Origin of the sequence: Virgibacillus salexigens (genome assembly GCF_000723585.1) — a bacterium.
Lineage (GTDB): Bacteria > Bacillota > Bacilli > Bacillales > Amphibacillaceae > Virgibacillus > Virgibacillus salexigens.
In genome coordinates, this window is the sequence record NZ_CCDP010000003.1 from 270,696 (window position 1) to 295,591 (window position 24,896).

The following is a 24,896-nucleotide window of genomic DNA, read 5'->3' on the forward strand; positions in this document are numbered from 1 at the left end:
CAACTCCCTTTACTTTTCTTTTAATTTTGAGACGTCTCAGTAATAATGTAACACAATTGTAAAAATTGTCAAATATTACTGTTTTTTCGTTCTATTACAAATATGTGATAATATATATGTTAAATGAAGGAGGTAATATTTTATGAAACTAAGCATCATCGCATCTAGCTTATTGATTGCATCTGCAATCCTGATTTCAGCACATTTTACAACTTCTGCATTAGTTAGTATCGTTAAAAATTCTTTAGGAAATAGTTTAGATTTTACTTACTCATTACCACTATTTATCTTGAGTATTTTAACTTTTGTTGTTGCAATAATACTTATTCTTATAGATATAAAAAATCGTAAGGAATAGTAGATATTATTTCTAGAGAGAAAAAAATTTATAAAATTTAGCTATAAAAAATCCTGCTCATTAGGAAAGAGCAGGATTCTCAGCTATATTTAACTAATTAACGGAGTAATTGTAATACTCCTTGCGGTTGTTGATTTGCTTGTGCCAACATACTTTGAGCAGCCTGTGTAAGAATATTATTTTTAGTGAAATTCATCATCTCTTTGGCCATATCAACATCACGAATACGTGACTCAGCAGCTGTTAAGTTTTCAGCAGATGCCCCAAGGTTGTTAATCGTATGCTCTAGACGGTTTTGTACTGCACCTAATGAAGAACGTTGTGTTGATACTTCATTAATAGCATCATCGATTTTCTTAACTTCAGCATCGAAGTCAAATGGCACAGCTGGTGTTCCAGCTTCTGTATCAGCTGGTGTGCCCATTACATTTACATCGTCAACTTCTAAACCAGCAGCACTCATATCTCCAATGTTAATAGATAGTTGCTGTTCAGCATTTGCTCCAACTTGGAAAGTTAATTCAGCAGTACCTTCTTCGAAAGAACCATCTAGCAATGTTTTTCCGTTAAATTCAGTACGATCAGAAATACCTTGACTCTCACCAGTTCCGCCTAATTCTTGAACTAATGAATTAATTTCATCTTGAATAGCTTGTAAATCTTCTTCTTCCTGTGTACCAGTGTTAGAAGCTTGTACAGTAAGTTCACGCATACGTTGTAAAATAGCGTGTGATTCGTTTAGTGCGCCTTCTGCTGTTTGAATTAATGAAATACCATCTTGAGAGTTTTTAGATGCCATTTCTAATCCACGAATTTGGCCACGCATTTTTTCAGAGATTGCAAGACCTGCTGCATCATCTCCAGCCTTGTTAATTTGTAGGCCTGAAGAAAGCTTCTCCAAAGAATTTTGTACTGCACTGTTGTTACCTGATAGTTGACGGTGCGTGTTAAGCGCCGCAATGTTGTGATTAATAATCATATTAATCCAACCTCCTTGTTTTGTTTTTTTAACGAAACCTATCCTTGTGAATCGTTAATTAATATATAATAACCTCATATAAATGAGAGTTATTCCTCTTTATAAATCTCTTCTCTCCAAATTTTATAATTTGGTGGAGCTTCAATAGACAATGGTATCTGTTTATGACCATGTTCCTCTAGTATTTTTATTTCTATCTTTTCCCCCTTCTCATTTACAATAAGAAACTTTTCTCCTTCATTTCTTCTAATTTGTAAAGCCATTTATTCATCCTCCTTGATGATCACACTACTTATATCGGTACCGATTTAAATTTGTGTAGAAAAAAAGCAAAAATTTTTTATTAAAACGATCTAATTGTTTTTTGCTACTTATTGGGTGTATATTAAATTATTATATTGATAGCAAAATAGACAAAAAAAAAGTGGAGTTTATAACCACTCCACAAATGACGGTATTCTTAATTTTCCTTGTTTAGTTAAGTTTCGATACTTAACATGGCACTTAATCGGTTCGATAAATTTAAAATTTTGATTTTCTGATACAACCTTATGAGAAGAGTAAATTCTTTTTCGGTCATCAGGTGGCATAAACTCCAGCATTCCAGCAGGTTCATGGTTTAGAAAAGATAATAGTAGTCCGAATTCTCCTTTACGGAAACCTGTTATAAAGACATCTTCATATTGGTAGTTAATTACCTTCAACCAAGAATCACTACGTTTTCCTACTTCATAACGAGAATAGGCCTTCTTCATTACGATACCTTCTAGCTTATTCTGCTTTATAAGATCAAAATAAGCTGTTTCATTTCCATATATCCATCTAACTGTTCCGATATTCATATTCTCTTCAGGTATTATTTCATCAAGTAATTCTTTTCTTTGAGGTAATGAATATGAAGTTACCTTTTCACCATTAAAGTAAATAATATCAAAAACGCAGTATTGTATTTGGTGGTTTGACTTTTTAGACATAAATCGTTCCATAACTGCTTCAAAATCAGGCTTTCCACCATCGCCTGGAACAACGATTTCACCATCTAATACAGTACCTTCTGGTAAATCAATAGTAGCTAATTCAGGGAAAATAGATGTCACTTCATTATTGTGCCGTGTATAAATACGAACTTTATTGTTGAAATTCGTCCAAATAATGCGAATACCATCTAATTTTAATTCTGTTATATATGAATCATCCTCAAAGGGATGGTCAACTTTATTTAGTAGCATAGGAGATACATACATATAATCACCCCTATGTTCAATTATAACACTGCATAAAGTGGTTTTTTACTGGTATTTATAGTAAATATACTAGTATATAGAAGGTAGCTAAAGGAGAATATTATACATATACTATAATGGCTGGTCTTCATGCTACCCCTCTCTTTTTCTTAGCTAATCATTAAGTATATTATTGTATAGGTTTATTAGTTCTTCACTAAATTTTTGTTTCTGTTTTTTGGATAAGTTTTTTTGATCTTTAAAGAAGTAAATCAGATCCAATAAATATTCATTATTCACTATTTCGGCTTGTACATTTAAAGGGATTCGTTTTAATAGACTAAATAAGACCTGTGATTCAATCTTATAATATGTTGCAATGCTGTTGATTATTTCATCTGATGGTTCTTTTCTGCCTCTTTCAAGCAGACTAACATATTGAGCTGAAATCCCAAGTATTGCTCCTGCTTCTCTTGTCGTCACCCCCTTATCTTTTCTCAAGCTATAGATATAATCTCCAAACAACATACGACGTGATATTTCACTCATCTATTTATCCTCTCTATGTTATAAACTAAGTATATTCTCCTAGATAACCAAAATGCAATAGACAAATCGACATAAAATTTCCCCAATTATTTATTTACTTTCCATATTAAATCATGTATTCTATAAATTGTCAGCGTAAACCACTAGTTTACAAAAAGTTTTTAATCGTACATAAATCGCTAATATGAGAACAGGTGTTCTTGCCTAGTTGCTTAACGTCTGATATAATTACTTACAATGAAACGTGGGGGGTTAATTATGATTACCAATAAGATTCACGAAATAGCAGTATCTTCTATTAATTATCTTTTTTTACAACATGTGGCAAACAACGGGGACGTATGTACTAATGATACTGTTGAAGGGGAACTATATACCTTCTTTAGCACCATTAATGAGGATTACTATAATAACAAGAATAATGACATTATTCCTATATTATCGCAATCTATTGTTAACGAACTAATAGAAGGGCCGTACCTAGAAAAGTATGATATTGATCAATTAAAGACAGAAATAAAAAATTCAATTTATATTATCATGGGTAATCGTTTTTCATTTATAGAAGATATATATTTAGACTGTGTGAGCGGACTTGAATACCAATGTAAAGAGAAGCACACGATCTAAATGGATCGTGTGCAAGTGCAGTTCTCATCAATTACATTAAATAATTGCTCAACTGCATATTCTAATGAACCTTTATTATTAATGATATAGTCGCATTTATGTTTTACTTTCAAATCCAAATGCAGCCTTTTTAATCTTTGTTGAATTTCTATCTCAGACCGTTCCTGTTTAACCATTCTGTTCCTTAAATCACGGGGATCTACATCAATATAAATACTAACTACTTCGTTAATCATATTCAGTTCTTTAAATTTATTCTTCATATACAAAAATCCATCCCAATCAATTACATAGATCATTGATGATTTCCCCAACTGTTTAATCTCTTCCATTGTAATTCCGTACAAGTTCCCACCATAATCTGTTTTTGCAATCCATTTATCGTGTTTGTCATTGAATTCATCTCTAGAGATAAAGTATCCGTCTCTTCCTTCAATTTCACCTTTTCTCTTTTTACGAGTTCGATAGGATACCACATATGGTAAACCAGATGCATATTTTATAGAATCTTTACCGGCTGAAGATGGGCCTATTAAACAGTATAGTTTATTCATACCTTTTCTCCAAGTCAACCTGTAGTTCGTTTTCCATTAGTTCAATTATCTTGTGGTGAACCATCGTTGTAGATAATGTAGCCTCTATAATTGATAAATTGTGAGCATCTACTATTTTGCTAGTTATATCAAACATCTCTTCTGCAATTTTCTCTGATATTGTAATATTTTCTTTTGTAGCTGTATTCTTAAGCATTTTTAAATAGGCTTCCGTAATTTCGAGATAGGATTCCATGTATTTTTCATCTCCTCTAGCTTATTTTCATTATCATAGATCCCTTTTTCTATCGCCGTTAACTTATTTAGTATGAAGAAGAGAACTAGTCCTAGAGATAATGACATTCCAAATTTATAATAAGCACCTATACAGAGTGCTACCCTTAAAAAGTTCGCTGAACTAGTTAGTATTACTGTAGTTAATTCTTGTTTAATTTGCATGAGAGTCGTCCATATCTAAAAGAAGTTTGTATCTCCATGTAATACCTGCTTCTTTATTTATTCCAAAAAACCATTGGGAAGGTCGACTTGTAGTATGCAATTGGTTAATTGAAAAACTTGATCCACCAACCATTGTTCCGTTCAGTATTTTTTCTCCATTTGGTGAATCAACATCTCCTGGGTTATGATGATGCCCCAAACATAAATATTTATATGTCTTCCCTTGGGATTGCAGCATTTTAGTTAGTCTTGAATCAGCACGATCAATGCCATAGTAAGGAATACCATTCCATCCTTTAATGGTATCTCCATGTAATAGTAAGAATCCATTTCCTAGGACATCTTTTAAGATCCAGTTTGATTTGGGAATTGTCCATTCAATTCGTTCTTTATAGTTTTGCAACATCTTTTCTAACATCTTATACAAAAGAAAATCATAATTTACATGAGAAGGATTCTCTCCTTTTCTACCAATACGACCATGATTTCCAACTATTCCTGTTATATTAATCTTTTCAAATGTGCCAAGAAGATGAATAATAGATTCAGCGATTTTTTCTGCACCTACAAGTAATTGCTCAACTACCAATGCATCTAAATGATGTTCTTGACCACGGTATATACCTATACCATCTACATTATCTCCTAGCATGAATAGATTAAGGGTCTGAATGTTTTTTGATAAACGATGTGATGCAACATTTTCTCTAACTTGTCGGACTAACTTATCCATTCTTTCTTTAAATATATTTATGTTATATTCCCCAAACCCCTGGGTATCCTCTTCACTTATATGTTCTCCGATTTGGGCATCAGAGAATAACAAAATTGCTTCTTCAACATTATCCTTCGTACCTTTAATAGGTTTAGGTGGTTTGATATCTATCCATTCAAAAGCTTTAATTGTTTCTTCGAAGGTTTCAATGATAAGTTCTGTTGTTCCTCTTTCTTTTAAAAGCTTACTGAGTAATTGCTTGTCTTTTCTTTTGCGAGCATCTTCTTTAGCTTTTTTAATAGCCTGCTCTTGTTCTTCTTTCTCATTTTGCTTCGCCTCTTCTTCATCAATCTTTTCGTATATTTCAACTAGCTCTGCATCTGTCTTTGCTGTCTTAGTATTTTTTTTATCTACTATGCTTTTTTTCCTTTTACAAATGTATCTGATGTTTTCATAGGTTACTGGTTTAGGCAGATCAAATTTTTCATTCACTTCATTAGCAATATCTTTGTATTTAACTTTTGCTCGATGTTGACTAAGTATAAATGCGGTTGCTTTTTTACCCTCTGCAGAGCTCCAATTTATTGTTTTTTTACTCAATTTTTTTCTCTCCCCAATTCTAAAAATGTCCCTGTTTTTAGAATTAAGTTCGCTGTTTTTTAATTATTTAAAAGTTAAACCTGTTTTCCATATTTACCAGTTATATAAGCACGTCTTCCTTTATAGATGATCTCCCAGTAACCTGTATTACTATTTTTGCCTTTTACTGAACCAGCAATCTCCACTTTCTTTCCTTTTGAAATTGTGCCTAGATTTTTAGAGTTTTCTCTGTCTGGTCGATCCATAACAATGGCTGCATTATTTACATTCACAATTTTAATGTGGCCAACTGTATTAATGTTTGAGCTTGAAGACGAGCTGCTGCTAGATGAACTAGAACTACCACCATTTACATCTTTTTTATAAACCCAAGAATATATTTCTTTGAGCAATACTCTGTCCGACTTAACTTGCTGAACTGTATAACTTTTACCTTTTACAGATGAAGGAATCCTTTCTCCAGTAGCATACTTGTTAGCTGATTTAGATAAAGTTACATTTGAACCTTTTTTAATTGTTCCTGAAGTTGAAGAAGTTTTACTAGAACTATTAGAAGTATTATTGTTTTTCTTTCCTGGTATGATTAATTTATCTCCAGGATGTATAACATCAGATTTTAAGTTGTTAGCTTTTTTAATATCTGATGCATCTACTCCAGAATAAGCTCTGGCAATTCCCCAAAGAGTGTCGTTCTTTTTAACTGTGTAAGTGGATCCATTTGCTTCTTTAGCCATTTTCAATTTCATTCCAGGCATAAGTTTCTTAGGATCTATAGATGGATTCATCTTCATAAGATCGTCCATGCTTAATCCCTCAATTTCTTTAGCAATTGACCAGAATGTGTCTCCCTCTTGAACTGTATAATAACTAGGTAAATCTGAAGGACCAGCACTAGAGCCTGTTTTTTGATTAATCGCATCATTATAATCCCATCCGTCTCCAGGGCAGTTTTTCCATGAGTATCCAGGACACTCAAAATGACCAATGGTTCTTCTCATATTTTTCAGTTCTTTATACAATTCCTTATTTACGTTATATAATGATTTAAGTTGAGCTTTTGTTGGTTTTTCTTTTCCTTTTCTAAAATCTCCTGCTAAGCATGTGCCAATAGATCTTGTGTTAGTATTACCAGCATGATAGGCACGTTTGTCAAAGTCATTACAATGATATACTGTTCCATCTGGCATAATTACAATATTATAACCAATACTTGGCCAACCATGTGTATCGATATGATAGTCTGCAAAACTATATGGATTAGATCCTCCTGCATTCATCGGGGTTAAAGAATGGTGTATTACATGAGTATCTTTAACTGCAGTTCCAACATACGGAAAACTTCCATTTCTTCTTATTTTATTTCTAATATCTTTATACTTTGGAACATCTTTAATTGCCATATACATTCTCCTTTAACATGTTATACTCCGTACTTATCACGGTTTATGCTTCTCTCTTCACTAAAACCATCGGGGTAACGATCTGCTAATTTATTTATATTCTTAGTTAGAATCTTACTCATTGGAATATTAAAGATAGATGCAACTTCATTGATATACCACTGAGCGTCACCTAATTCTTTTATTAACTTATCCATTGGCAGATCATGCCCGTGTCCCAAATGTTTCTTTATTAAATCTGCTACTTCACCTGCTTCTCCAGCAAGTCCTAATCCTGCAACAGATAGCCGGTGTTGTTTTTCCATATCTAATGGAGCTGTTCGTTGTGCTAACTTTTGATATTCACATATATCAGTTATTGTTTCAACGTTCTTTGATGTCATTTTTAATCACCTCCTTTAATTTTTGTTAGTGCATTACATTAAAAGTTTTAAATCCATTTGCAATTAACTCAAATTCATCTTGGTTAATATCCATAATGGTTCCTTCTATTTCATATTTCTGTGTAACTATTCGTATATGATTCCTGTAATTTAGGCTCTCAAGAGGCTCACTTAACTCAGCAATCTCGAAAACTACTTCCCAAGTTCTTGTCTGATGTGGGATAGTACTACCCATTGTGTAGACGTAATCATTATTTGTAGACATAGATATTATAATTAGTTTAGTTTCTTCAAATCTTCTTTTATTTATATCTAAAATATAAGCATGATGAGGATGGCTTAAGAATTCATTGTATTTTCCGTATTGTTTATCTTTTTTTATTATTGGTCTTTCATTAACAGATTCTAAATACGCTTCTACTAATTCCATTATTTACACCTCGGCTCTCAAATTATTTATAAGAAAGGTGTTGTTATCCTTTTTCCCTTTTGCTATTACCCTTTGTCCTATAATTAGTTGGTTTTTCAAGTCCTTCCACTGTCTATTAAAGATAAGCCCATTCAATATGTCTTCATTTGTTTCGATAGTTACTCGAGCATGTTCTTGCCCCTTTTTACTCATAAAGGGATCAATAGTTTTTAAATTACCCGTGAATTGAATGTCTGTTTTCCCATCTTCAATTGTTTCCCACCTAGACTTTATGGTTACGCTTGTTCCGAGTGTTTCTCGCTCGTATTGAATTATGGTAGATTTTCCAGTTGTAGAGGGTAAATCTACCTGTTCTCCTTTTAAGTTGCCATAGTCAATGAGCAACTTATTACGATTCTTGTTAATAGAATCGAAGGCTCCTGATTTAATAAGATTTACAACCTTGGTTTTATTAACTTTTCGGCTATCCGTTTTCTCAACTAACATTTGAATACTCTTATAAGGTTGGGCATCAATAATTGCTTGCACAGATTCTTCACTTATTCCAGCAATACTACCTAATCCATAACGTATATATTGTGCTGGTTTTTTAGTAAATTCACTTAAATCCTCACTATAGTTTGAAAAATCAATGTTATTCCCTTTCTCCACATTTGATATTGGAGTCCAGTTAGCTTTTGATTCATTAATATCAGGCGGTGAAATACCTATATTCATTTCTTCACATTCACGCATGTACTTAATTGATTTAGCATCGCCGCTCTTATCTTTCTTGCCTTCAGAGATGGTTAGTAATGCTGCCAAAAATTCAGCGGGATAATAGTTTTTCAACCATGCTGTTTGGACACTTATTTTTGCATATGAAGCGGAGTGTGCTTTGTTAAAGCAATACTCTCCAAACTTAATCCATTGCTTTTTCAGTTCTAGTAAAGTATTTAAATCAAAGCCTCTTCCTATTGCCCCTTCTACCTCAGGAATGCCTTTAAAATTAGTTTCTATTTCCTCAAAGTCAACCCATATTGTATCGTGACCACCACTATCCTTAGGAACTAAATCAGGACTTGAATATTGTTTATAAAGCTTAATTTGTTCTGTTTTGTAGATGTTACTTCCATAAATCATTAAATCAATCCATCGGTTCATTAACTTAGGCTTTTTCTTAGCTACACCTTTTCGAATCATATCTGCTTGACCTAAGGTTAAACCGCCAAGTATCTGAGAAGCACTCATTATTTGTTCTTGGTAACACCAAATACCATAAGTTTCATCTAGTACTGGTTTTAACTCTTCAAATGGGTAAGTAATAGCTTCTCTGCCGAATTTGCGGTTAATATAGCTAGGAATTAAGTCCATTGGACCTGGTCGGTATAAGGCAAGTATGATCCCTATATCAGCAAAGCAGTTAGGCTGTAATTTTTCGATTACATCTTTCATACCATCGCTCTCAACTTGGAAAATTCCATTAAGTCTTAGCTTGTTATAAATATTTTCATAAACAAGAGGATCATTTAAATTAATACTTTCTATTGCTTTTGGATTCATGTCTGCATATGTCATTGTAAGTTTAATTAAATCTAGAGTATCAAGCTTCAAGAGATCAAACTTTACTAATAACTTTTCGATCCAATCCATGGTGTATTGTGTTGTGACAAGTCCCTGCTTATCTAATCTTAATGGGACTATATTAGTTAAAGGTTCAGGAGATATTACAACACCAGCCGCATGTACTCCAAAGCTTCTTATATGACCTTCTAATGCACATGCTACTTGCCACCATTCAGGGTATTGCTTGGCATAGTTTCTGACTTTTTCTTCTTGCGAATGTGCTTCGCTTAATGATATTCCTGGAGTTGCGGGTATTGCTGTAGCGAATGCATCTTCTAAAGTTAAATTACCTTTTTCACTATATCCCATTGCTTTTGACACAAATCGAATAGCAGCTCTGGCAGCCAACGTTCCTTTTGTTCCTATTTGAGCTACATGATCTTTTCCATATTTTCTTTTTAAGTACTCTTGTGTCCATTGGGCAGCCTCATAGCTGAAATCCAAATCAATATCAGGGTATCCGACACGTTCTGGATTTAAAAAGCGTTCAAAAAGCAATTTATGTTCTATGGGATCTAAAGTAGTAATAGAAAGAACAAAACATACTAATGAACCAGCTCCAGATCCTCTACCTGGACCAATTAAAAATCCTTCATCTTTTGCAGCATTAACAAAGTCTTCTGTGATAAGAAAATAGTCAGCAAATCCTTCATTGCAAATAACATCAAGCTCATAATCTAAACGTTTTGCATACTCGTAGTAGTCAATCTCTGTATTTCGTAAACAGTATTGAAACAACGAATTCCAAGATTTTTTTCTTAGTATAGCTTCCGCTGAATCCTCAGACTCGATAATAAATTTAGGAAATAACGGCTCTTTTGGAAGTGTAACATTCACGATCTCTGCTATCTCTAAAGTGTTTGCAATTGCTTCCTCATCATTGATATGCTTCCGTATCTCTTCTACAGTTTTTAAATAGTGGTCTTCTGCGTAATGATATCTGTCTTCATCTAGTACGCATTTATTCATCGATCCAGCAACAAGAATATCATGTACTCGGTGATCTTCTTTTCTAGCAAAGTGAACATCTGTTGTTATGATTTTGGGTGTGTTCGTCTTTATAGATAATTCATCTATAACTTTATTTAAATATATTTGTTCACGAATCAACGTTGCTTGTTTCTCTAAATAGAAAGAGTGAAAAGTTTCTTTACACTCTTGTATAAACGAAATAGCATCCTCTCTTCTATTTTGCATAATTAAACGTGCAAAATAACTACCCAAACATGCAGATGTAGCAATTATGTTCTTCCCTAGACCATTTCTTCGTATGTAACGAAGATCAGTTCTTGGATCTGAATAAAAGCCGTTTATATGGGAGTCAGAAATGATCTTATATAAATCTTTTAATCCTTGATTATTAACAGCTAAGAGGAGTAAATGATAATTATCTGCATAATCTAGATATTCTAGAATGTCCTGCTTAAATTCATCTAACTTCTCATCAGTGCTTTTATCTTCTTGATTCATGATATCAAATAAATCCATTTCTTCATCCATAAGATAGCTCTGTAATAATAAACTGGCCTCTGTTTCAAAACAACTAAAATCTTTTTTTATTGTTTTTATGAAGTTATTAAAGGCTTTCTTTTTAAATTTCCCTTTATTGTCAGTGATCTTATATTTACTTCCAATATATTCTCGCATTCGTTCAAGTTCTTTACTTTGAAGCTGTCTATTTTCTGTCATATAAGCTTCGCAACCAGGAATCGGTTTTATATTGGCTTCTTCACATTCTTTAATAAAATCTGCAATACCAGACATAACACCATGATCGGTTAAACCTAATGCTGGGCTGCCTATTTCAACAGCCCTCGCTATAAGTTGTTTAATCGTAGATAAACCGTCAAGGGCGCTTTCTTCTCCATGAACATGAACATGTACGATCGTTTCGGGTTTATTTAACATATTCAAACTCCTTAGTGTACGATATAGCCTTCTCTCTCAATAGAAGAAGCCTCATTAAGTAATCTGTTCTCTTCTTTAGTTTTATTTATTCTGCTTTTAATTGTTTGTGGTTGAGGAGCAACTGCAATTAAAATTAAATCTCCTCCTCCATTTTCACTGAAGATAATTGTGTTTGTTCTTCTACCTTCAGTCAAATCAATATAAAACCCTTTTTCTTTGGCAGCTTTAATTTGTCTTTTTACAGGACTTGACCCAGCATTACTTACACTAATAATCTTATTTGCTACTACAAAGTTCTCAAATCCAACGTTAATTAATTGTATATTCATTATGTCATACATCCTTTTCATATTTTATAGGGTATATGGCATATAAATCTTCATCTCTTTTTGTAATGCATTACATATTGGTTATATATTTATATTAAGGGTTTTATAATAACTTTTCAATATTCTCTAATGAAGTCTCATCAACTAAATGTAATTCCCTATAGAGTTGATGTGGAAAGATAACATTTTTTATTGCTACATAATTATTTTCTTCTTGAATCTTAGTATCTTTATCAACTTTTAACATGATTTGTTTTTCATTAAACCCAACACCGACTATTCCGACCACCGTGCCCATTTAACTTCCCCCTGACTGATTTTATCTTGAATTTGACGAACAATTCTAAGCCTTGAACGATTTACGGATCTTCTATTCTTACCGATTAGTCTTCCAATTTGTTTATCCGTGTTTCGTTCTAAGTAATACTTTGTGAGAATAAGCCTACCCTCTCTTGTAAGTTCTGAGAAGGGGTACTGTGCATTAATTCCATTAAGCCAAAACGGGTGATTAAGTATAAGATCTTCTTCTAGTTCTATATGAAGATTATCACTTAGCTCATCATCAGATTCATTGCAATTGGGGAGCATCACTTGACTTGTATGTTGATGCCTCATTAGCTCTTTTATATGTCTTATTAGTTCATATTTATATGCTTCATATATATAAGCACTGAAGCTTTTATTCATATCCTTATAGCGATTAGCGCATTCTAGGAATGGAATTAACACCTCATGATAGATGTCTTCATGATCTAAGCTTTTAAAAGCTTGTTTTAAATATTTTAAAACTGAATATGCGTTTGAAATATCTTGCTTCGAGTGGTACTTGCCTCTACGAAGAGACTTTCTATCTACATTATCAGCAAGATAACAACTAAGAAAATAGCGAATATCATAATTACTAAAGTCAATATTCTCAAATGTAAACAACTTATAATATTTATTGATGAAATTGGAGAATTGCTTAACTAATGCTTCTGATTCTTTCTCCTCCTGATATGACTTAACTAGCAGTTCGATATCTGTTTTGCATAACTTCATTTTCTTTGTCCTTTTTATAAATATTCAATTCAAAATAAGGATTTTCACCGTTTTTAACTTTATGAAAATCTATTACTCTAGGCAGTGCTAAGCTATCATTTTCATAAATAATATCTTCAAGAGCATCCATCATTAATTTAAAAGCATTATGGGTGTCTCTTTTTCTGTTATCATTTGGAAAGTAAGCAGTTAATTCAAGCACTACTTTTCCAGCTGCAAAGTTCCATTCATTATCTCTAACCCACATTTTCGCCAGATCTGCCCATTTATCCGATAACTCCTGAGCTGGTTTAGTTAATCGTTGCCTTCCTTTTGCCATTCGCTCATATATATGATTCACACTAGGATAAACACCAGGGTCTCCATTGTTTTCATCATGATAAACCCAACATTTTTCCCGAATATAATTTCCTTTATTATTCTTCATCGTCTTTCCATTTTTATCTTTCTTCGGTTTGGTTGATCGAAATTTCCCAAACATCATCATCGGGAGAATTAACTTTTCATACATTATCATTCTCCTTTCTAATTGATCCCAAGTTGTGGCATAATCGTTAATGTCACGTTAATTGCTTCACCAAGGTACATGCCTTTTTCATTGTGTCTTTTTAAATAACTAATTTCTATCCCCGAAGCTTTATCGACGTCAATATGTTCTTTTTCTTTTGCATATTTAATAATTGTCGCTTTAATAATATGATCACTCGTCATATTTACTTGATCTTTCATGCGTAAAGATTTCCAGTCATCTTCTTCCTCATCGATAAAGTCATTTAAAGCATTACAATATTCATCAAAATTTAGACGTACTTCAGAACTTAACTCGTCAAAATGATGTGGTTCTAATATCAAATCTATAACTTGGACACCACCGTCTGTATTGACATTAACATTTATAAGTTTATCATTTTTCTTTATTTCTGCTGCTCCACTTTCTAATGAAAAGTTCTTTTTACTTCCGATTTTCCTCATTCGATTGCTTATCTTTTCCTGTACTTCGCTCATTTTGCTCCTCCTTTACTGACTGTTTTAGATTACTCATTTTAATGCCTTTTCCTTCATCCTCAACAATATCAATCAATTTATATCCTCCTTTCGAAATTCAATTCTTTGTTTTTCTTGGCTAATGTCTAGGTGACAATCACACTTCACACATCGAAATTGATCCTCTCTTACCCGCTCCCAAGTCTCAATAGTTTTGCAATTGTTGCATAAAATAAAACTAAAAAACTCTTCGGCACAGTTATAATGAACTTTTAAAGAACCGATTAAAATCACTCCTTTAAATGTAATGCCTTTCAATAAAACTATTATATCACATAATTCTTAAAAATAAAGCAGAATCCTAAAGATTCTGCTAAGTTTTATATAAGTTTTGCCAGATTAATTAATCCAGCTCCAAAATACTCATCTTTTCCGTCATTTCCTAAATCTACAGTAGCTTGTGATATGGCCTTATGGATTACATCGATGTTTACAGATTTAGAAAAATTTTTATGAATGGACAGGTATAAAGCAATTGACCCTGTTATAATGGGGGTTGCCATTGAAGTTCCTGATAATTTAGCATAACCCTTATTCTTGTAACAAGATAGTATATCAACACCTGGTGCTGTAATTTCGTTTTTTACACCATAATTAGAGAAACTTGCTTTATCGTATTTATTATCAATTGCACCTACTGCAATTACTTCGTCATACCTTGCGGGATAACAAACGCTGCTATTTGCATTTCCTGTAGCAGCTACGATTACAATACCTTGAGCTTTCGCTTGTTTAATTGCCTCATAAAAATCATTTGGTGGTTGTTTTGCTGTACCTAAACTCATATTAATAATATCTACTTTTTTACTTATTGCCCATCTAATGCCTTTTATAATAGAACCAAATGACCCACTTCCATTGTCTCCTAATACTTTTCCTGCATAAATTTCAGCGTCAGGTGCAACACCGGTGATTCCAACACCGTTATCGCTACCGGCTATTATTCCAGCCACATGTGTGCCATGTCCTTGAATATCAAGTGAAGCAGAAGGTGAATTAGTAAAGTCTTTATGATCTTTAACATTATTTATTAAATCTGGATGATTATAATCTATCCCTGTATCTAATACAGCTACTTTAATGTTTTCCCCTTTTGTTCTTTCCCAAGCTGTTGGAGCCATTATTGTATGAAGTCCCCAGTCAATGAAATCTGTACCTAGATCTGGTAAATGAACTTCTTTTATTTGATGAGAGTCAAATGTGACTACGTTTTCTTTAATCATTGCATATTCACTACCAATCTATAACTTTTTTCTCTTTCCACACTTATTACAAGTTTCAGCATATATTTTTGCATAGTTCGAATTTTTAAGGTAGAAGTACTCCCCAGAATAGTCATAGCGGTGTTTACAAAATAATTGTTTTATTCTTGCTTGTACATTATTTAACATTCTTTAATATCCATCCCTTCATTGAACGAATTATTATAACGGTGCGGATACATTTTCTTGTATATTACTTTCTTAATTCCTGCTTGATTAAGAGATTTCATGCAATCAGGACATGGGTAATCTGTGACATATGCAATAGCTCCCTCACAGCTCACCCCATGTTTAGCACATTGCAACAAGGCATTTAATTCAGCATGTATGGTTCGCTTACATCCTCCTTCATACATAAGGTGTCCTTCATCGTCACAGTGTGTGTGCCCGCTAATAGAACCATTATATCCTGTAGCTATAATACGATTGTCTTTTACTAACACACAGCCTACATGTAACCTATCACATGTAGCTCGTTGACTTACTAAGGTAGCTTGATCAATAAAATATTCATCCCATGTTTTTCTCAATATATACCCTCCTCTATTACTTCTAACAAAATTATCTCCATTCCATACATAAATCTTTAACAGGACATGAGCTACACATGAAACTTTCATTAGGATAATACCAGCCTTGACTCATAGCTGTTTTCATCATTTTTACAGACTTGTATAGTCGCTGATAGTCTTTACGTGCACGCTCAACATATATTGTTTTAGAAGTACGTATATTTTCTATACAAAAACTGTCAGCAATTTTTTTAAACATTGAATCAAAAGCAATAGCTTGTAGTGTAATACCCATATCTGTACGCTGCCAAAATTCATCATATTTCTGTTTACCAGTTTTAAAATTTACTATTTCATATCCTTGAAGTGTCTTTCTTATTAAAGGTATCTTGTCTTGAATTGCAAAATCGCCAAATGGAATACGAAAATCTAAATTTACAGCTACTATATCTGATTCTGATCGCTGTTCCTTGCGATACATTTGTTGCAGCATTTTAAATGCTTCTAATTCTCTTGTGCGTTTTTCTCTATCTCCATTTAATTTAATGTCATAAAGATCCATTTCTCCATACCAAATGCTTGAGAATTTTTCTTTAAGCTCTCCCATTGTGATGAACTTGCCATCCTGAAGATTATAATAGAAATAGTTAATGGTACTATTTACTGCTTCACGCAATCCATCAGCTGCGTTTAGACTAGTGTTTAACTTATCTTTTTTAGTAAGTTTATAGCGAAGAGAACAGCGCTTAAACTCATATAAGTCACTTAATGTTATAACGGCATTCATGAATTAATCCTCTAACGATGCCATTGACGGTAAGCTACTAGTCCTGAAATCAGCATAATATTCTCTTTCAAAAGCTAATCTCTGATGATCTATAGCAAATGGATTGTTAAGATCATTTTCTAATCTATCCCGTAAACTTCCAGCAATTGCATCATTTATATAATCTGTTATAGAACGACTACTAAAGCTTTTTAAGGCCTTTTTAGCATTAACTTTTTGCTCTATGATGAACTCAAGCTCATCAATAGTTAATACTTCTTTTGTTACTAGTTCTTCAATTTTACTCTGTAAATTGATTAGCCTTATATTATCATTGCTTGTTGCTTGTAAATATGCTTCAATTAATTCCATTTGCTATTCCTCCTCTATATTTTACAGGTCATCAAACCCATTAAGGTCACTTGTCTTTGTATATTGTCGAGATCGTTGTTCGAAGAAATCAGTTTTCGTTCCATCTACATTATCTACATAAGCACGTATCCACTTCATTGGATTTTCGATGTTATCTGGATAAATATCATTCAATCCCATCATACGCAGCATTTTGTTTGCACGATATTTTATATATCCTTCCATTTCTTCAAGGTCGATGCCTTCAACGTCACCTAACACATATTTGGACCATTCAATTTCTAGATCAACGGATTTTTGAAAGTGCTCATATACCCATGTAACAAGCTCTTTTGTGTTTAAATCTGGATTTTCATCTAAAGTAGCACGGAATAGTTCAGAGATAAATCGTCCATGCTCTAGTTCATCACGGTTAATATAACTTATCATCGTAGAAGTTCCTACCATCTTATTGTTACGAGCTAAATTGTAAAAGAAAGCAAAACCTGAATAGAAAAACAATCCTTCTAATAAAGATGTATAAACCAAAGTTTTTAAGATGTTTTCGATTGTTGCTTCCTCTACAAACTGATTATATTGATTAATTAACTCTTCATTTCTTTTAAGTAATATTGGATCCTTTCTCCCTAATTGAAAAGATTCATTTTGTTCATCTAAGGAAACAACTGAAGATAAAACATAAGAATAACTTTCATTATGAACGGCTTCCTGTTGAGCAATGACTGCCATAATAGATTGTACCGATGGATCAGTGGCATACAATGAAAGAAGTAGTGCTGTCCTAGTTTGTGGCCCATCTAATGTTGATAATAAACCGATTATTTTTAAGTAAGCCTCTCGCTCTTCATTAGATAGAAAAGGAAATTCTTTTGTATCACTATGCATATTGATCTCATCTGCTTGCCAATAGTTTCCTACTAAACGCTTATACATCTTATGCCAATGCGGATAAGCAATATCATTCCAGTTTAAAATGCCACTTGATCTTCCACCGAAAATCCCCGTAGACTTATTCGGATTCAATGGTTCTAATGTTTTTGCTTTATTTATATAACTATTCATTTATCAATACTCCTTTTACCCATTCTGTTACTTGATTTTCTTGCAGTCCTCTTGGGGATTGTTCAATTTTCAAACCAGGATAATCACTATTATAAAACTTTGCTAATTTATCAACTGCATTACAAAATAGATCATCTCCTCCAAATTGAGTGTCTCCGGTGCCAAAAATAGCTACATTATTTGGTTTGTATCCAACTTCGAGTATGAAGTCTTTAACCTCATCAGGAGTTGATCCCTTTTCCCATGTGAAGGTTCCTATAAATATAAAGTCATATATTTTAGCATTTACAGGTGGAGATATGCCGATTTGATGCATCTCGACACAAGCTCCAACACTGTATAATTGAGTTTCAATCACCTCAGCAACTTCTTTTGTATTTCCACTGTAGCTTAAATAGGCAACTAAGATTTTTAACTCTGACACCATTCACATTCCTCTACATCACTTGATGTTGATCGTACATAGTAAGTTGTTTTTAAACCCTCTTTCCAAGCTTGAAGATGAAGATCTAACAATAATGATGCTTTAATCGTATGTGGCACATAGAAATTAAAAGATAAACTTTGATCAATGTGTTTTTGTCTTGCAGCATTTTGCTTTACTGACCATCTTTGATCCACAATATAGGCTGACTTTCGATACACATCATATGTTTTATGATCTAGTTCTGGAGCAGTTTTTGGAATTTTAAAGTCCTTCTTTTCTTCATGATAAAATGGTTTAAATATAGGATCGATACTTGCAGTAGACCCTGCAATCATTGCTGTAGTTGAATTAGGCGCTACAGCCATTAGATAGGCATTTCTCATACCATTAGATATTACATCTTTAGAAAGTTCTACCCACTTATTAGAATCATAGCCGTGCTTTCTAAAGTAATCTCCAGTTTGCCAATCAGATCCATTGTATAATGGGTAGGCCCCTTTTTCTTTGGATAGCTCCATCGATGCTTTAATCGTTAGATAAGAAATGATTTCATACAATTCGTCTGCATAGTCTACTGCCTCATCAGACTCCCACTTAATATTTTTCTTGGCTAATAAATGATGCCAGCCAAATGTACCAAGGCCAATAGCTCTATACTTCTTATTAGTTAGTTGAGCTTGCAAGATAGGTAGCGTATTAATATCAACTACATTGTCTAACATACGAACTTGAATCTTTATCAATCGTTCTAGTACGTCATCGGGAACCGCCTTACCAAGATTAATGGAACTTAAATTACATACAACATAGTCTCCTGATTGGTATTTCTTAATGATGGTATTTTCTTCTTCTAATAATTCTTCTATAAATTCAGATGGAGATTGATTCTGTGTTATTTCTGTGCACAAGTTAGAACAATAGATCATTCCTTCATGACTATTTGTATTCATCCGATTTACTTCATCACGATAGAACATAAACGGTGTTCCAGACTCTAATTGTGATTTCATAATTCGTTTCATTAAATCAATAGCAGGAACTTTTTTCTTTGTTAGGAGATCAGATTGCACACATTCCTTATATTTCTCACGCCATGATCCGTTGCTTTTTTCTTCATCATAGAAATCTTCTAATGAGTACCCCATTACTTGGCGTACTTCATGAGGATCAAATAGAAACCAGTCACCTCTGTTTTCTACTTGCTCCATAAATAAATCCGGTAGAGTTACTCCCGTAAATATATCATGGGCTCTCATGCGTTCGTCTCCGTTGTTAAGCTTTAAATCTAAGAAGGATTCTATATCTGCGTGCCAAATGTCTAAGTAAATTGCAATTGCTCCTTTACGAGTTCCCAGCTGGTCTACGTTAACTGCAGTATTATTTAGCTGTTTAATCCAAGGAACTACTCCACTAGACATACCCTTAAATCCTTTAATAGAACTTCCTCTGCTTCGAATCTTGCCCATATATACTCCAATGCCTCCACCATTCTTAGAAAGCTTAGCGATGTCTGTATTGCTATCATAAATTGACTGTAAGCTATCATCTACCGTGTCAATAAAGCAACTAGATAATTGTCCATGTGTTTTGCCTGCATTGTTTAATGTTGGGGTTGCAACTGTCATATAAAGATTGCTTAATGCCCAGTAGGCTTCTTTTACATAATCTAAGCGTGCATCTTTATCTTCATCTTGCATCAACCACATAGCAATAATCATCCAACGCTCCTGAGGTAATTCATATACGTTCTTATCATGGTCTGTTGCTAAGTAACGAGTTGCTAAACTATAAAGTCCTAAATAATCAAACAACAAATCCCTTTTAGTATCTATTTCTAAACTTAATTGGTCAATTTCAGTTTTATTGTATTTTTTAAGTAAATTAGTATGATAGATTTTCTTATCTGTGAGTATTTGGATTAGTTCATAAAAGTTCTCACTCCGATGTTCTGAGGCTTTGTGATAAAGGTGTCTAAGATAAATTCTACTTGCTAGATATGTCCAATCTGGTGAAGTTTCATCTACTCTCTCAAGAGCTGACTTAATTAATGTGTCAAATACTTTGTCGATAGGTTGACCTGCACTTTTCACTACTTTTTCAAGGTATTCAGAAGTGTTAATGGAGAGCCCTTTTTCTGCGTCGTGTATAATACTTTTAATATTGTGATCCTGCAAAACTTCTGCTTTCATGAATAATTCCTCCGTCTATAATGTAATGCATTACATAATGTGTGTTTTCTATTGTAGTTTAAATATTATTTTAAATCAATATCTTGACAAAATAAAAAGGCCCAAATACTAAATGTAGAGGGCCTTTAAAAGTTTAAATTATTTTGTGCTGCCTTCACGCTTCTTCACTAGTTCAAACAAACCAGTTCCAGCAAGTCCAGCAAATCCACCTGCCCAAGCTCGGAGTGTTAGATCTAAATCCGTGAATGGGTAAGCAGCTAAACCAAGCACAATACCAAGGCCTAAGCTTATTAATGGAATGAAATTATTAGGCAGTTTAACTGTCTTTTTAATTGCTTCCATTACAGCTGCCAAAATTGGAGCTAAAACAGTAGCGAAGATTAAGACAGTGTTCATTACTTCTTGTTGTCCTTCCATTTCTATCACCTCCTTTCGAGTGAGGTATTGAGTGTGGTTAGAAGTTTAATAGGAATGTATAGCTTGCTGTGATCTTTTTCATAAATAGTTACATAACCATTTTCTATATCATCATGAGTCACCTTGCCTTTAAACTTTCTTGAATGAAGTTTATATTGAAACGAATCTCCAGCTTTCACTCCACATCCATCCTCTTAATTAAACGTTTATTTGAATATTTTTAGATCGAACAATTACGTTAGCTATAGCAACTAGATGTTCCAAACTTCCTGCTTGAGGATGGAGTTGAGCGATTGGTGTATTTACTCCTTCATGTCTTTCTACAATCTTTAAAATAGCCTCATAAACGTTTGGAACAAGGTCGTTCTTAACATCATTTAAGAGAGGTCTTACTAAAAATGGATGAATAGATCTATATTTCTCATCTTCGTTATAGGCGATATCTGATAGTAAGACGCCTGTTAGAATAATATCTTTCAGATTTCCATCAATTTTATTGTTTTCGAGTAACTCTTCTGCCACTACAAACACTTTCCGAGTGTAATTGATTAGATCTTCATCTTCTTTAAAGCTCGCAGGTGCTGCCACCATTGCATTCTCTGCAAATGTCTTAATATCTAGAGATTCCATTTTATTAATTTCAGTTTCAAATAATTTGTGCATTTTCTTATATCCCCTTTATTTAAAATCAACGATAAAATTACTTCCTAATTTTCTGTTATTAATACCAAACTTTTGTAAATCATCTTTATTGGATTCGCTTTGCTTTCTAGCAAATGACGCTAATGCATCAAATGTTTCTGCTAACTCTTCATATATCTTTGCTGGTTTTTCATCAATGTTTTTAGAAATGATAACTCTATTTACCTGGTCTTGTACCATTTATTTTCTCTCCCATAAATGTTTTTGGTGACAATCGGTGTGACAATGATATTTAATTTCCCAATTTAGATTTTTTTTCCAATCTTGAGGTGAATTTATTCTTGGTTTTTTTACATCGTCACCGCAATACCTGCAATTAACAGGGGCATCAACATTACTTTGTACTTGTTGCATCATAATCTGTTCAAAGTTCATCTTTTTTCTCCCTCTGCATCCTTTTCTCATTTTCAGCATCAAGATCCAACCTTGGTCGTGTTATCATCATTTCAAATACTCGATCATTATGAATATCTTTCTTATGACAAATCCCATCTGCCTCGTGTAATGTACAATTACGGCACTCCAAATAAGTAGGATTGTAATTTAAGCACTTATAATCTATTGGACATTCCCTAAAACTAGGACAATTTGTTTGGTGCCTAGGACGATTTAACATATCTTCTTTACCAAGTACATCTTTGTTATTTACTTTTGCATCAACTCTAGTAACACGATTTTTTAAATATTGCTCCCGTAAGATCCTGCGTTCTGTTTCATTCATAACCTACTTCTCCTTAACACCAAGTAATAAGCAATCGTTTAATGTTAATGTAATTTTCTCTTTACTTTTATCAATTTTGCCTCCTGAGTTTTCTTCAATCACTGCCAACTCTTCTAGCTTAGCATTTATAAAAGCATTCGAGTTTCTTCGTTCTTCTAGTAGATTCTCTTTCTCATCGTAGCTTGCTTTCGTTTTAACAAAGTCTGGATTAATTATTTTCTCACCTTCTTCATCAGTGATGTATTTTCTAGTTGCTTGGTATTCATCACTAAGCACAATAAGTTCTTTTGTTAAATCATTAATATCCTTGTTATTTGCTACCTTTTGAGCTTCCATATGATTTTCTAATTTTTCCAACGTTAAAGTCGGTCCTACTAACATTCACAACACTTCCTTAATATATATTTGTAATGCCTATCATTTGGTGTAGAAAACGGTTAAATTGTCTAGTTTATTTGAAATAAAATAATTAGGATTCGTTTCATCTTTTTCTTCAATAGCTTGCCTTGATACTCCTCCAGCTACCTCTATTTCAGACACGGTAACATTTGAATTATACATACCAATAAGCTTTTTACCAGCGTATCGAATACTAATACTATCCCTTCCATCTGCCTCCAGAACCAGTTTAGAATCTGTCTTAAAGCCATTATCAAAGAAGTCACTTGGTTGTTTCTCATCATCATAATTAGCTTCTATTACATCTTGTTCCTGATGTCCAGATCGCAAAAAGGATAATTTGTCTTGATATAAATTAACTCTTCCTACATTCTGTACATTTAAGGATAAAAAAGGGCTTCCTTCATACTTTAAATTAAATGTTTCGGGAGCAAGATTCATTTCAATAACAAAAGGCGTTTCATATGGTATGTCTTCATAAGTTTTTTGGGAGAACTCTTTAATGTTCATGTACTGCATTTCTTTATTGTAAGTAGCTGTTACAGAATTAAAACCATTTGGATATCCTATTGATGAAAAGTTAGCATTTACCATTGTTTGTTTAATAACTGGAGCTGATTGATTATTATCAATAGCTGATAAGTTACTCGCCCGTACTTCGCTATTATATAAATCGCTATCATGTAAGATTTCTAATCCAATAGGATTATTTAATGCAGTATTGGAAATCAAACCGATAATCGTATTTTGAGAGGTATTTTTATTATTTCTTATTTCGAAAAGCCATTTATTTTCATCTGCAAAACGTTTTCTTAAAAAATCAATATCATGGTTATTTCCAGTTTCATTGTTGTTTGGAAAGTTAAAGAAACGATTCTGTGTTTCCTTTTTTACTATTTCACCATCAATTACTTCTTCAATAAAAGCATTAAAACCAGTTTCTACTGTGCCATTTGTGTTAACGTTTATAGATATTACTAGAAATCCACAATTAAGCCGATGCGTTTTTTCATTATCATAATAATATGAGAAGATCAATCATATACCTCCTTATCCTTCCCTTACTACAGGTAAAATTCGAACTTGAGAAGCATCTGTCCATTTTCTTAATGTAGTAGCGATTGGTATTTCTGCGTACCCTTCGTCTTTAAAAGTAATAACCTTTGTATCCTTGTTAAAACTTGTACCTTCATCACATGTAATAATGTGAGTTATAAAACCAGAACTTTCAATTTCTAAATTAGAAAGTTCAATAAGGTGATAGTAAATATCATTGTAGATCATATCTAAGATTTCCTCTTTTTGATCAATGATATTTTCAATCAAAACCTGATGTTCTTTATCTGCTTCTAGTTGTTTCTGAAACGCATTAACGCTTTCTTCGTCTATACGATTAATAAAATCGCTTTGATCAATAATTCTCTCTTTTATGTTATTCAACATTTCAATGTATTCGCTTTTTGAAGCATCTAGTCTAAATTTTTGTTGCATCATATCTTCAATAAATTGAGTTAGATGGCTCTTCTCCCCCGCCATAGGACATCCCCCTTATACAGTGTGAATGTATCTTTCTACTATCTCTGCACTTATTCTACGTTTCTTTAATACCTTCTCATCAGTTGGCATATATAAGTGATAATCATTCTGTATCTTTTGTCGAGCACGTCGTATTACTTCCGGACTTGTAGCATGCATAATATCATCTACAGTTTTTGCCTTATCAACTAGCTTCCAATAAAGAGAGCATAAGATATTATCATTATTTCTTGAATCAGGAAAATGCTCTAAGATAAAGGCTACTTTTTCTTTTTTGTGTTTCAATTCTTGAATTAAATCAGCGTAAAAATCATTGGAAATCATGTTAATCATTATCTATTCCCC

36 protein-coding genes are annotated in these 24,896 nt (G+C 33.1%); 2 read left to right on the forward strand and 34 right to left on the reverse strand.

Annotated features, from left to right (window positions below):
- Positions 1 to 142: 142 nt before the first annotated feature.
- Positions 143 to 358: a hypothetical protein gene (locus tag BN990_RS19525; protein ID WP_038246493.1), complete on the forward strand. Its 216-nt coding sequence runs from the start codon at positions 143 to 145 to the stop codon at positions 356 to 358.
- A gap of 97 nt (positions 359 to 455) precedes the next feature.
- On the opposite strand, the gene hag is transcribed toward BN990_RS19525, so the two are convergent.
- From hag to BN990_RS19540, 4 genes are all read right to left on the reverse strand, one after another.
- On the reverse strand, positions 456 to 1,337 hold the full coding sequence (gene hag, locus BN990_RS19530; protein WP_038246496.1) for a flagellin Hag: 882 nt from the start codon (positions 1,335 to 1,337) through the stop codon (positions 456 to 458).
- 89 nt (positions 1,338 to 1,426) lie between these two features.
- Positions 1,427 to 1,600, reverse strand: a complete 174-nt coding sequence (locus tag BN990_RS22145; RefSeq protein WP_081856189.1) for a carbon storage regulator — start codon at positions 1,598 to 1,600, stop codon at positions 1,427 to 1,429.
- Between the two features lie 168 nt (positions 1,601 to 1,768).
- Positions 1,769 to 2,581: an ATP-dependent DNA ligase gene (locus BN990_RS19535; RefSeq protein ID WP_038246499.1), complete on the reverse strand. Its 813-nt coding sequence runs from the start codon at positions 2,579 to 2,581 to the stop codon at positions 1,769 to 1,771.
- A 153-nt stretch (positions 2,582 to 2,734) separates the two neighbouring features.
- On the reverse strand, positions 2,735 to 3,109 hold the full coding sequence (locus BN990_RS19540) for a helix-turn-helix domain-containing protein (RefSeq protein ID WP_038246501.1): 375 nt from the start codon (positions 3,107 to 3,109) through the stop codon (positions 2,735 to 2,737).
- Positions 3,110 to 3,367: 258 nt separating this feature from the next.
- Between BN990_RS19540 and BN990_RS19545 the strand changes: the two genes are divergently transcribed.
- Complete coding sequence (locus BN990_RS19545) at positions 3,368 to 3,739, forward strand: hypothetical protein (protein WP_038246503.1); 372 nt, start codon at positions 3,368 to 3,370, stop codon at positions 3,737 to 3,739.
- Here BN990_RS19545 and BN990_RS21640 read toward each other — a convergent pair.
- The 30 genes from BN990_RS21640 to BN990_RS19690 form a co-directional block, all read right to left on the reverse strand.
- A complete protein-coding gene (locus tag BN990_RS21640; protein ID WP_051739324.1) occupies positions 3,736 to 4,293 on the reverse strand; it encodes a guanylate kinase in 558 nt (185 codons plus the stop codon). The two genes, BN990_RS19545 and BN990_RS21640, sit on opposite strands and share 4 nt — an antisense overlap.
- Complete coding sequence (locus tag BN990_RS19555; protein WP_038246506.1) at positions 4,286 to 4,528, reverse strand: hypothetical protein; 243 nt, start codon at positions 4,526 to 4,528, stop codon at positions 4,286 to 4,288. The genes BN990_RS21640 and BN990_RS19555 overlap by 8 nt, the downstream gene beginning before the upstream one ends.
- Positions 4,492 to 4,731: a hypothetical protein gene (locus tag BN990_RS19560; RefSeq protein WP_038246509.1), complete on the reverse strand. Its 240-nt coding sequence runs from the start codon at positions 4,729 to 4,731 to the stop codon at positions 4,492 to 4,494. The genes BN990_RS19555 and BN990_RS19560 overlap by 37 nt, the downstream gene beginning before the upstream one ends.
- Positions 4,721 to 6,046: a metallophosphoesterase family protein gene (locus tag BN990_RS19565; protein WP_038246511.1), complete on the reverse strand. Its 1,326-nt coding sequence runs from the start codon at positions 6,044 to 6,046 to the stop codon at positions 4,721 to 4,723. The genes BN990_RS19560 and BN990_RS19565 overlap by 11 nt, the downstream gene beginning before the upstream one ends.
- A gap of 74 nt (positions 6,047 to 6,120) precedes the next feature.
- Complete coding sequence (locus BN990_RS23430) at positions 6,121 to 7,446, reverse strand: LysM peptidoglycan-binding domain-containing protein (protein ID WP_051739326.1); 1,326 nt, start codon at positions 7,444 to 7,446, stop codon at positions 6,121 to 6,123.
- Positions 7,447 to 7,466: 20 nt separating this feature from the next.
- Entirely contained in the window at positions 7,467 to 7,829 is a 363-nt protein-coding gene (locus BN990_RS19575) for a nucleoside triphosphate pyrophosphohydrolase family protein (RefSeq protein WP_051739328.1), read from the reverse strand.
- Between the two features lie 25 nt (positions 7,830 to 7,854).
- Positions 7,855 to 8,259 carry a hypothetical protein gene (locus tag BN990_RS19580; protein WP_038246514.1) on the reverse strand — a complete coding sequence of 135 codons (405 nt, stop codon included), beginning with the start codon at positions 8,257 to 8,259 and terminating at the stop codon, positions 7,855 to 7,857.
- Between the two features lie 3 nt (positions 8,260 to 8,262).
- Entirely contained in the window at positions 8,263 to 11,772 is a 3,510-nt protein-coding gene (locus tag BN990_RS19585; RefSeq protein WP_038246517.1) for a DNA polymerase III subunit alpha, read from the reverse strand.
- An 11-nt stretch (positions 11,773 to 11,783) separates the two neighbouring features.
- Positions 11,784 to 12,101, reverse strand: a complete 318-nt coding sequence (locus tag BN990_RS19590; protein WP_038246521.1) for an extracellular matrix/biofilm biosynthesis regulator RemA family protein — start codon at positions 12,099 to 12,101, stop codon at positions 11,784 to 11,786.
- 103 nt (positions 12,102 to 12,204) lie between these two features.
- A complete protein-coding gene (locus tag BN990_RS19595) occupies positions 12,205 to 12,399 on the reverse strand; it encodes a hypothetical protein (RefSeq protein ID WP_038246525.1) in 195 nt (64 codons plus the stop codon).
- On the reverse strand, positions 12,378 to 13,142 hold the full coding sequence (locus BN990_RS19600; protein ID WP_038246537.1) for a sigma-70 family RNA polymerase sigma factor: 765 nt from the start codon (positions 13,140 to 13,142) through the stop codon (positions 12,378 to 12,380). The genes BN990_RS19595 and BN990_RS19600 overlap by 22 nt, the downstream gene beginning before the upstream one ends.
- Positions 13,105 to 13,653 (reverse strand): RusA family crossover junction endodeoxyribonuclease, encoded by a 549-nt coding sequence (locus BN990_RS21650; protein ID WP_051739330.1) that lies wholly within the window; start codon positions 13,651 to 13,653, stop codon positions 13,105 to 13,107. The genes BN990_RS19600 and BN990_RS21650 overlap by 38 nt, the downstream gene beginning before the upstream one ends.
- Before the next feature lie 14 nt (positions 13,654 to 13,667).
- Positions 13,668 to 14,147 (reverse strand): hypothetical protein, encoded by a 480-nt coding sequence (locus BN990_RS19610; RefSeq protein WP_148530740.1) that lies wholly within the window; start codon positions 14,145 to 14,147, stop codon positions 13,668 to 13,670.
- The gene (locus BN990_RS23435; RefSeq protein WP_269778088.1) at positions 14,095 to 14,223 is read right to left on the reverse strand and encodes a hypothetical protein; all 129 of its coding nucleotides are present in this window, start codon (positions 14,221 to 14,223) and stop codon (positions 14,095 to 14,097) included. Before BN990_RS23435 ends, BN990_RS19610 begins: the two co-directional genes overlap by 53 nt.
- A 283-nt stretch (positions 14,224 to 14,506) precedes the next feature.
- Positions 14,507 to 15,409: a S8 family peptidase gene (locus BN990_RS19615; RefSeq protein WP_038246545.1), complete on the reverse strand. Its 903-nt coding sequence runs from the start codon at positions 15,407 to 15,409 to the stop codon at positions 14,507 to 14,509.
- Positions 15,410 to 15,570: 161 nt separating this feature from the next.
- Positions 15,571 to 15,981: a deoxycytidylate deaminase gene (locus BN990_RS19620; RefSeq protein ID WP_198433949.1), complete on the reverse strand. Its 411-nt coding sequence runs from the start codon at positions 15,979 to 15,981 to the stop codon at positions 15,571 to 15,573.
- Positions 15,982 to 16,009: 28 nt separating this feature from the next.
- Positions 16,010 to 16,747, reverse strand: a complete 738-nt coding sequence (locus tag BN990_RS19625; protein WP_038246554.1) for a PD-(D/E)XK nuclease family protein — start codon at positions 16,745 to 16,747, stop codon at positions 16,010 to 16,012.
- Between the two features lie 3 nt (positions 16,748 to 16,750).
- Positions 16,751 to 17,098 carry a hypothetical protein gene (locus tag BN990_RS19630; RefSeq protein WP_038246559.1) on the reverse strand — a complete coding sequence of 116 codons (348 nt, stop codon included), beginning with the start codon at positions 17,096 to 17,098 and terminating at the stop codon, positions 16,751 to 16,753.
- Between the two features lie 21 nt (positions 17,099 to 17,119).
- Positions 17,120 to 18,160, reverse strand: a complete 1,041-nt coding sequence (locus tag BN990_RS19635; protein ID WP_038246564.1) for a ribonucleotide-diphosphate reductase subunit beta — start codon at positions 18,158 to 18,160, stop codon at positions 17,120 to 17,122.
- Positions 18,153 to 18,587, reverse strand: coding sequence for a flavodoxin (locus BN990_RS19640; RefSeq protein ID WP_038246578.1), 435 nt, complete (start codon positions 18,585 to 18,587; stop codon positions 18,153 to 18,155). Before BN990_RS19640 ends, BN990_RS19635 begins: the two co-directional genes overlap by 8 nt.
- A complete protein-coding gene (locus tag BN990_RS19645) occupies positions 18,572 to 20,776 on the reverse strand; it encodes a ribonucleoside-diphosphate reductase subunit alpha (RefSeq protein ID WP_051739332.1) in 2,205 nt (734 codons plus the stop codon). Before BN990_RS19645 ends, BN990_RS19640 begins: the two co-directional genes overlap by 16 nt.
- A 138-nt stretch (positions 20,777 to 20,914) precedes the next feature.
- Positions 20,915 to 21,172, reverse strand: coding sequence for a holin (locus tag BN990_RS19650; RefSeq protein ID WP_038247207.1), 258 nt, complete (start codon positions 21,170 to 21,172; stop codon positions 20,915 to 20,917).
- 219 nt (positions 21,173 to 21,391) lie between these two features.
- Complete coding sequence (locus BN990_RS19655; protein ID WP_038246584.1) at positions 21,392 to 21,856, reverse strand: hypothetical protein; 465 nt, start codon at positions 21,854 to 21,856, stop codon at positions 21,392 to 21,394.
- 15 nt (positions 21,857 to 21,871) lie between these two features.
- On the reverse strand, positions 21,872 to 22,075 hold the full coding sequence (locus BN990_RS19660) for a hypothetical protein (RefSeq protein ID WP_038246588.1): 204 nt from the start codon (positions 22,073 to 22,075) through the stop codon (positions 21,872 to 21,874).
- Positions 22,076 to 22,270, reverse strand: a complete 195-nt coding sequence (locus tag BN990_RS19665) for a hypothetical protein (RefSeq protein WP_038246591.1) — start codon at positions 22,268 to 22,270, stop codon at positions 22,076 to 22,078.
- Positions 22,260 to 22,616 carry a hypothetical protein gene (locus BN990_RS19670; RefSeq protein WP_038246594.1) on the reverse strand — a complete coding sequence of 119 codons (357 nt, stop codon included), beginning with the start codon at positions 22,614 to 22,616 and terminating at the stop codon, positions 22,260 to 22,262. Before BN990_RS19670 ends, BN990_RS19665 begins: the two co-directional genes overlap by 11 nt.
- A gap of 3 nt (positions 22,617 to 22,619) precedes the next feature.
- Positions 22,620 to 22,973, reverse strand: coding sequence for a hypothetical protein (locus BN990_RS19675; protein WP_222860457.1), 354 nt, complete (start codon positions 22,971 to 22,973; stop codon positions 22,620 to 22,622).
- 60 nt (positions 22,974 to 23,033) lie between these two features.
- Positions 23,034 to 24,053: a hypothetical protein gene (locus tag BN990_RS19680; RefSeq protein WP_038246602.1), complete on the reverse strand. Its 1,020-nt coding sequence runs from the start codon at positions 24,051 to 24,053 to the stop codon at positions 23,034 to 23,036.
- Positions 24,054 to 24,065: 12 nt separating this feature from the next.
- Entirely contained in the window at positions 24,066 to 24,551 is a 486-nt protein-coding gene (locus BN990_RS19685) for a hypothetical protein (protein ID WP_038246605.1), read from the reverse strand.
- Positions 24,552 to 24,563: 12 nt separating this feature from the next.
- The gene (locus tag BN990_RS19690; RefSeq protein ID WP_232620923.1) at positions 24,564 to 24,884 is read right to left on the reverse strand and encodes a hypothetical protein; all 321 of its coding nucleotides are present in this window, start codon (positions 24,882 to 24,884) and stop codon (positions 24,564 to 24,566) included.
- Between the last annotated feature and the right edge of the window lie 12 nt (positions 24,885 to 24,896).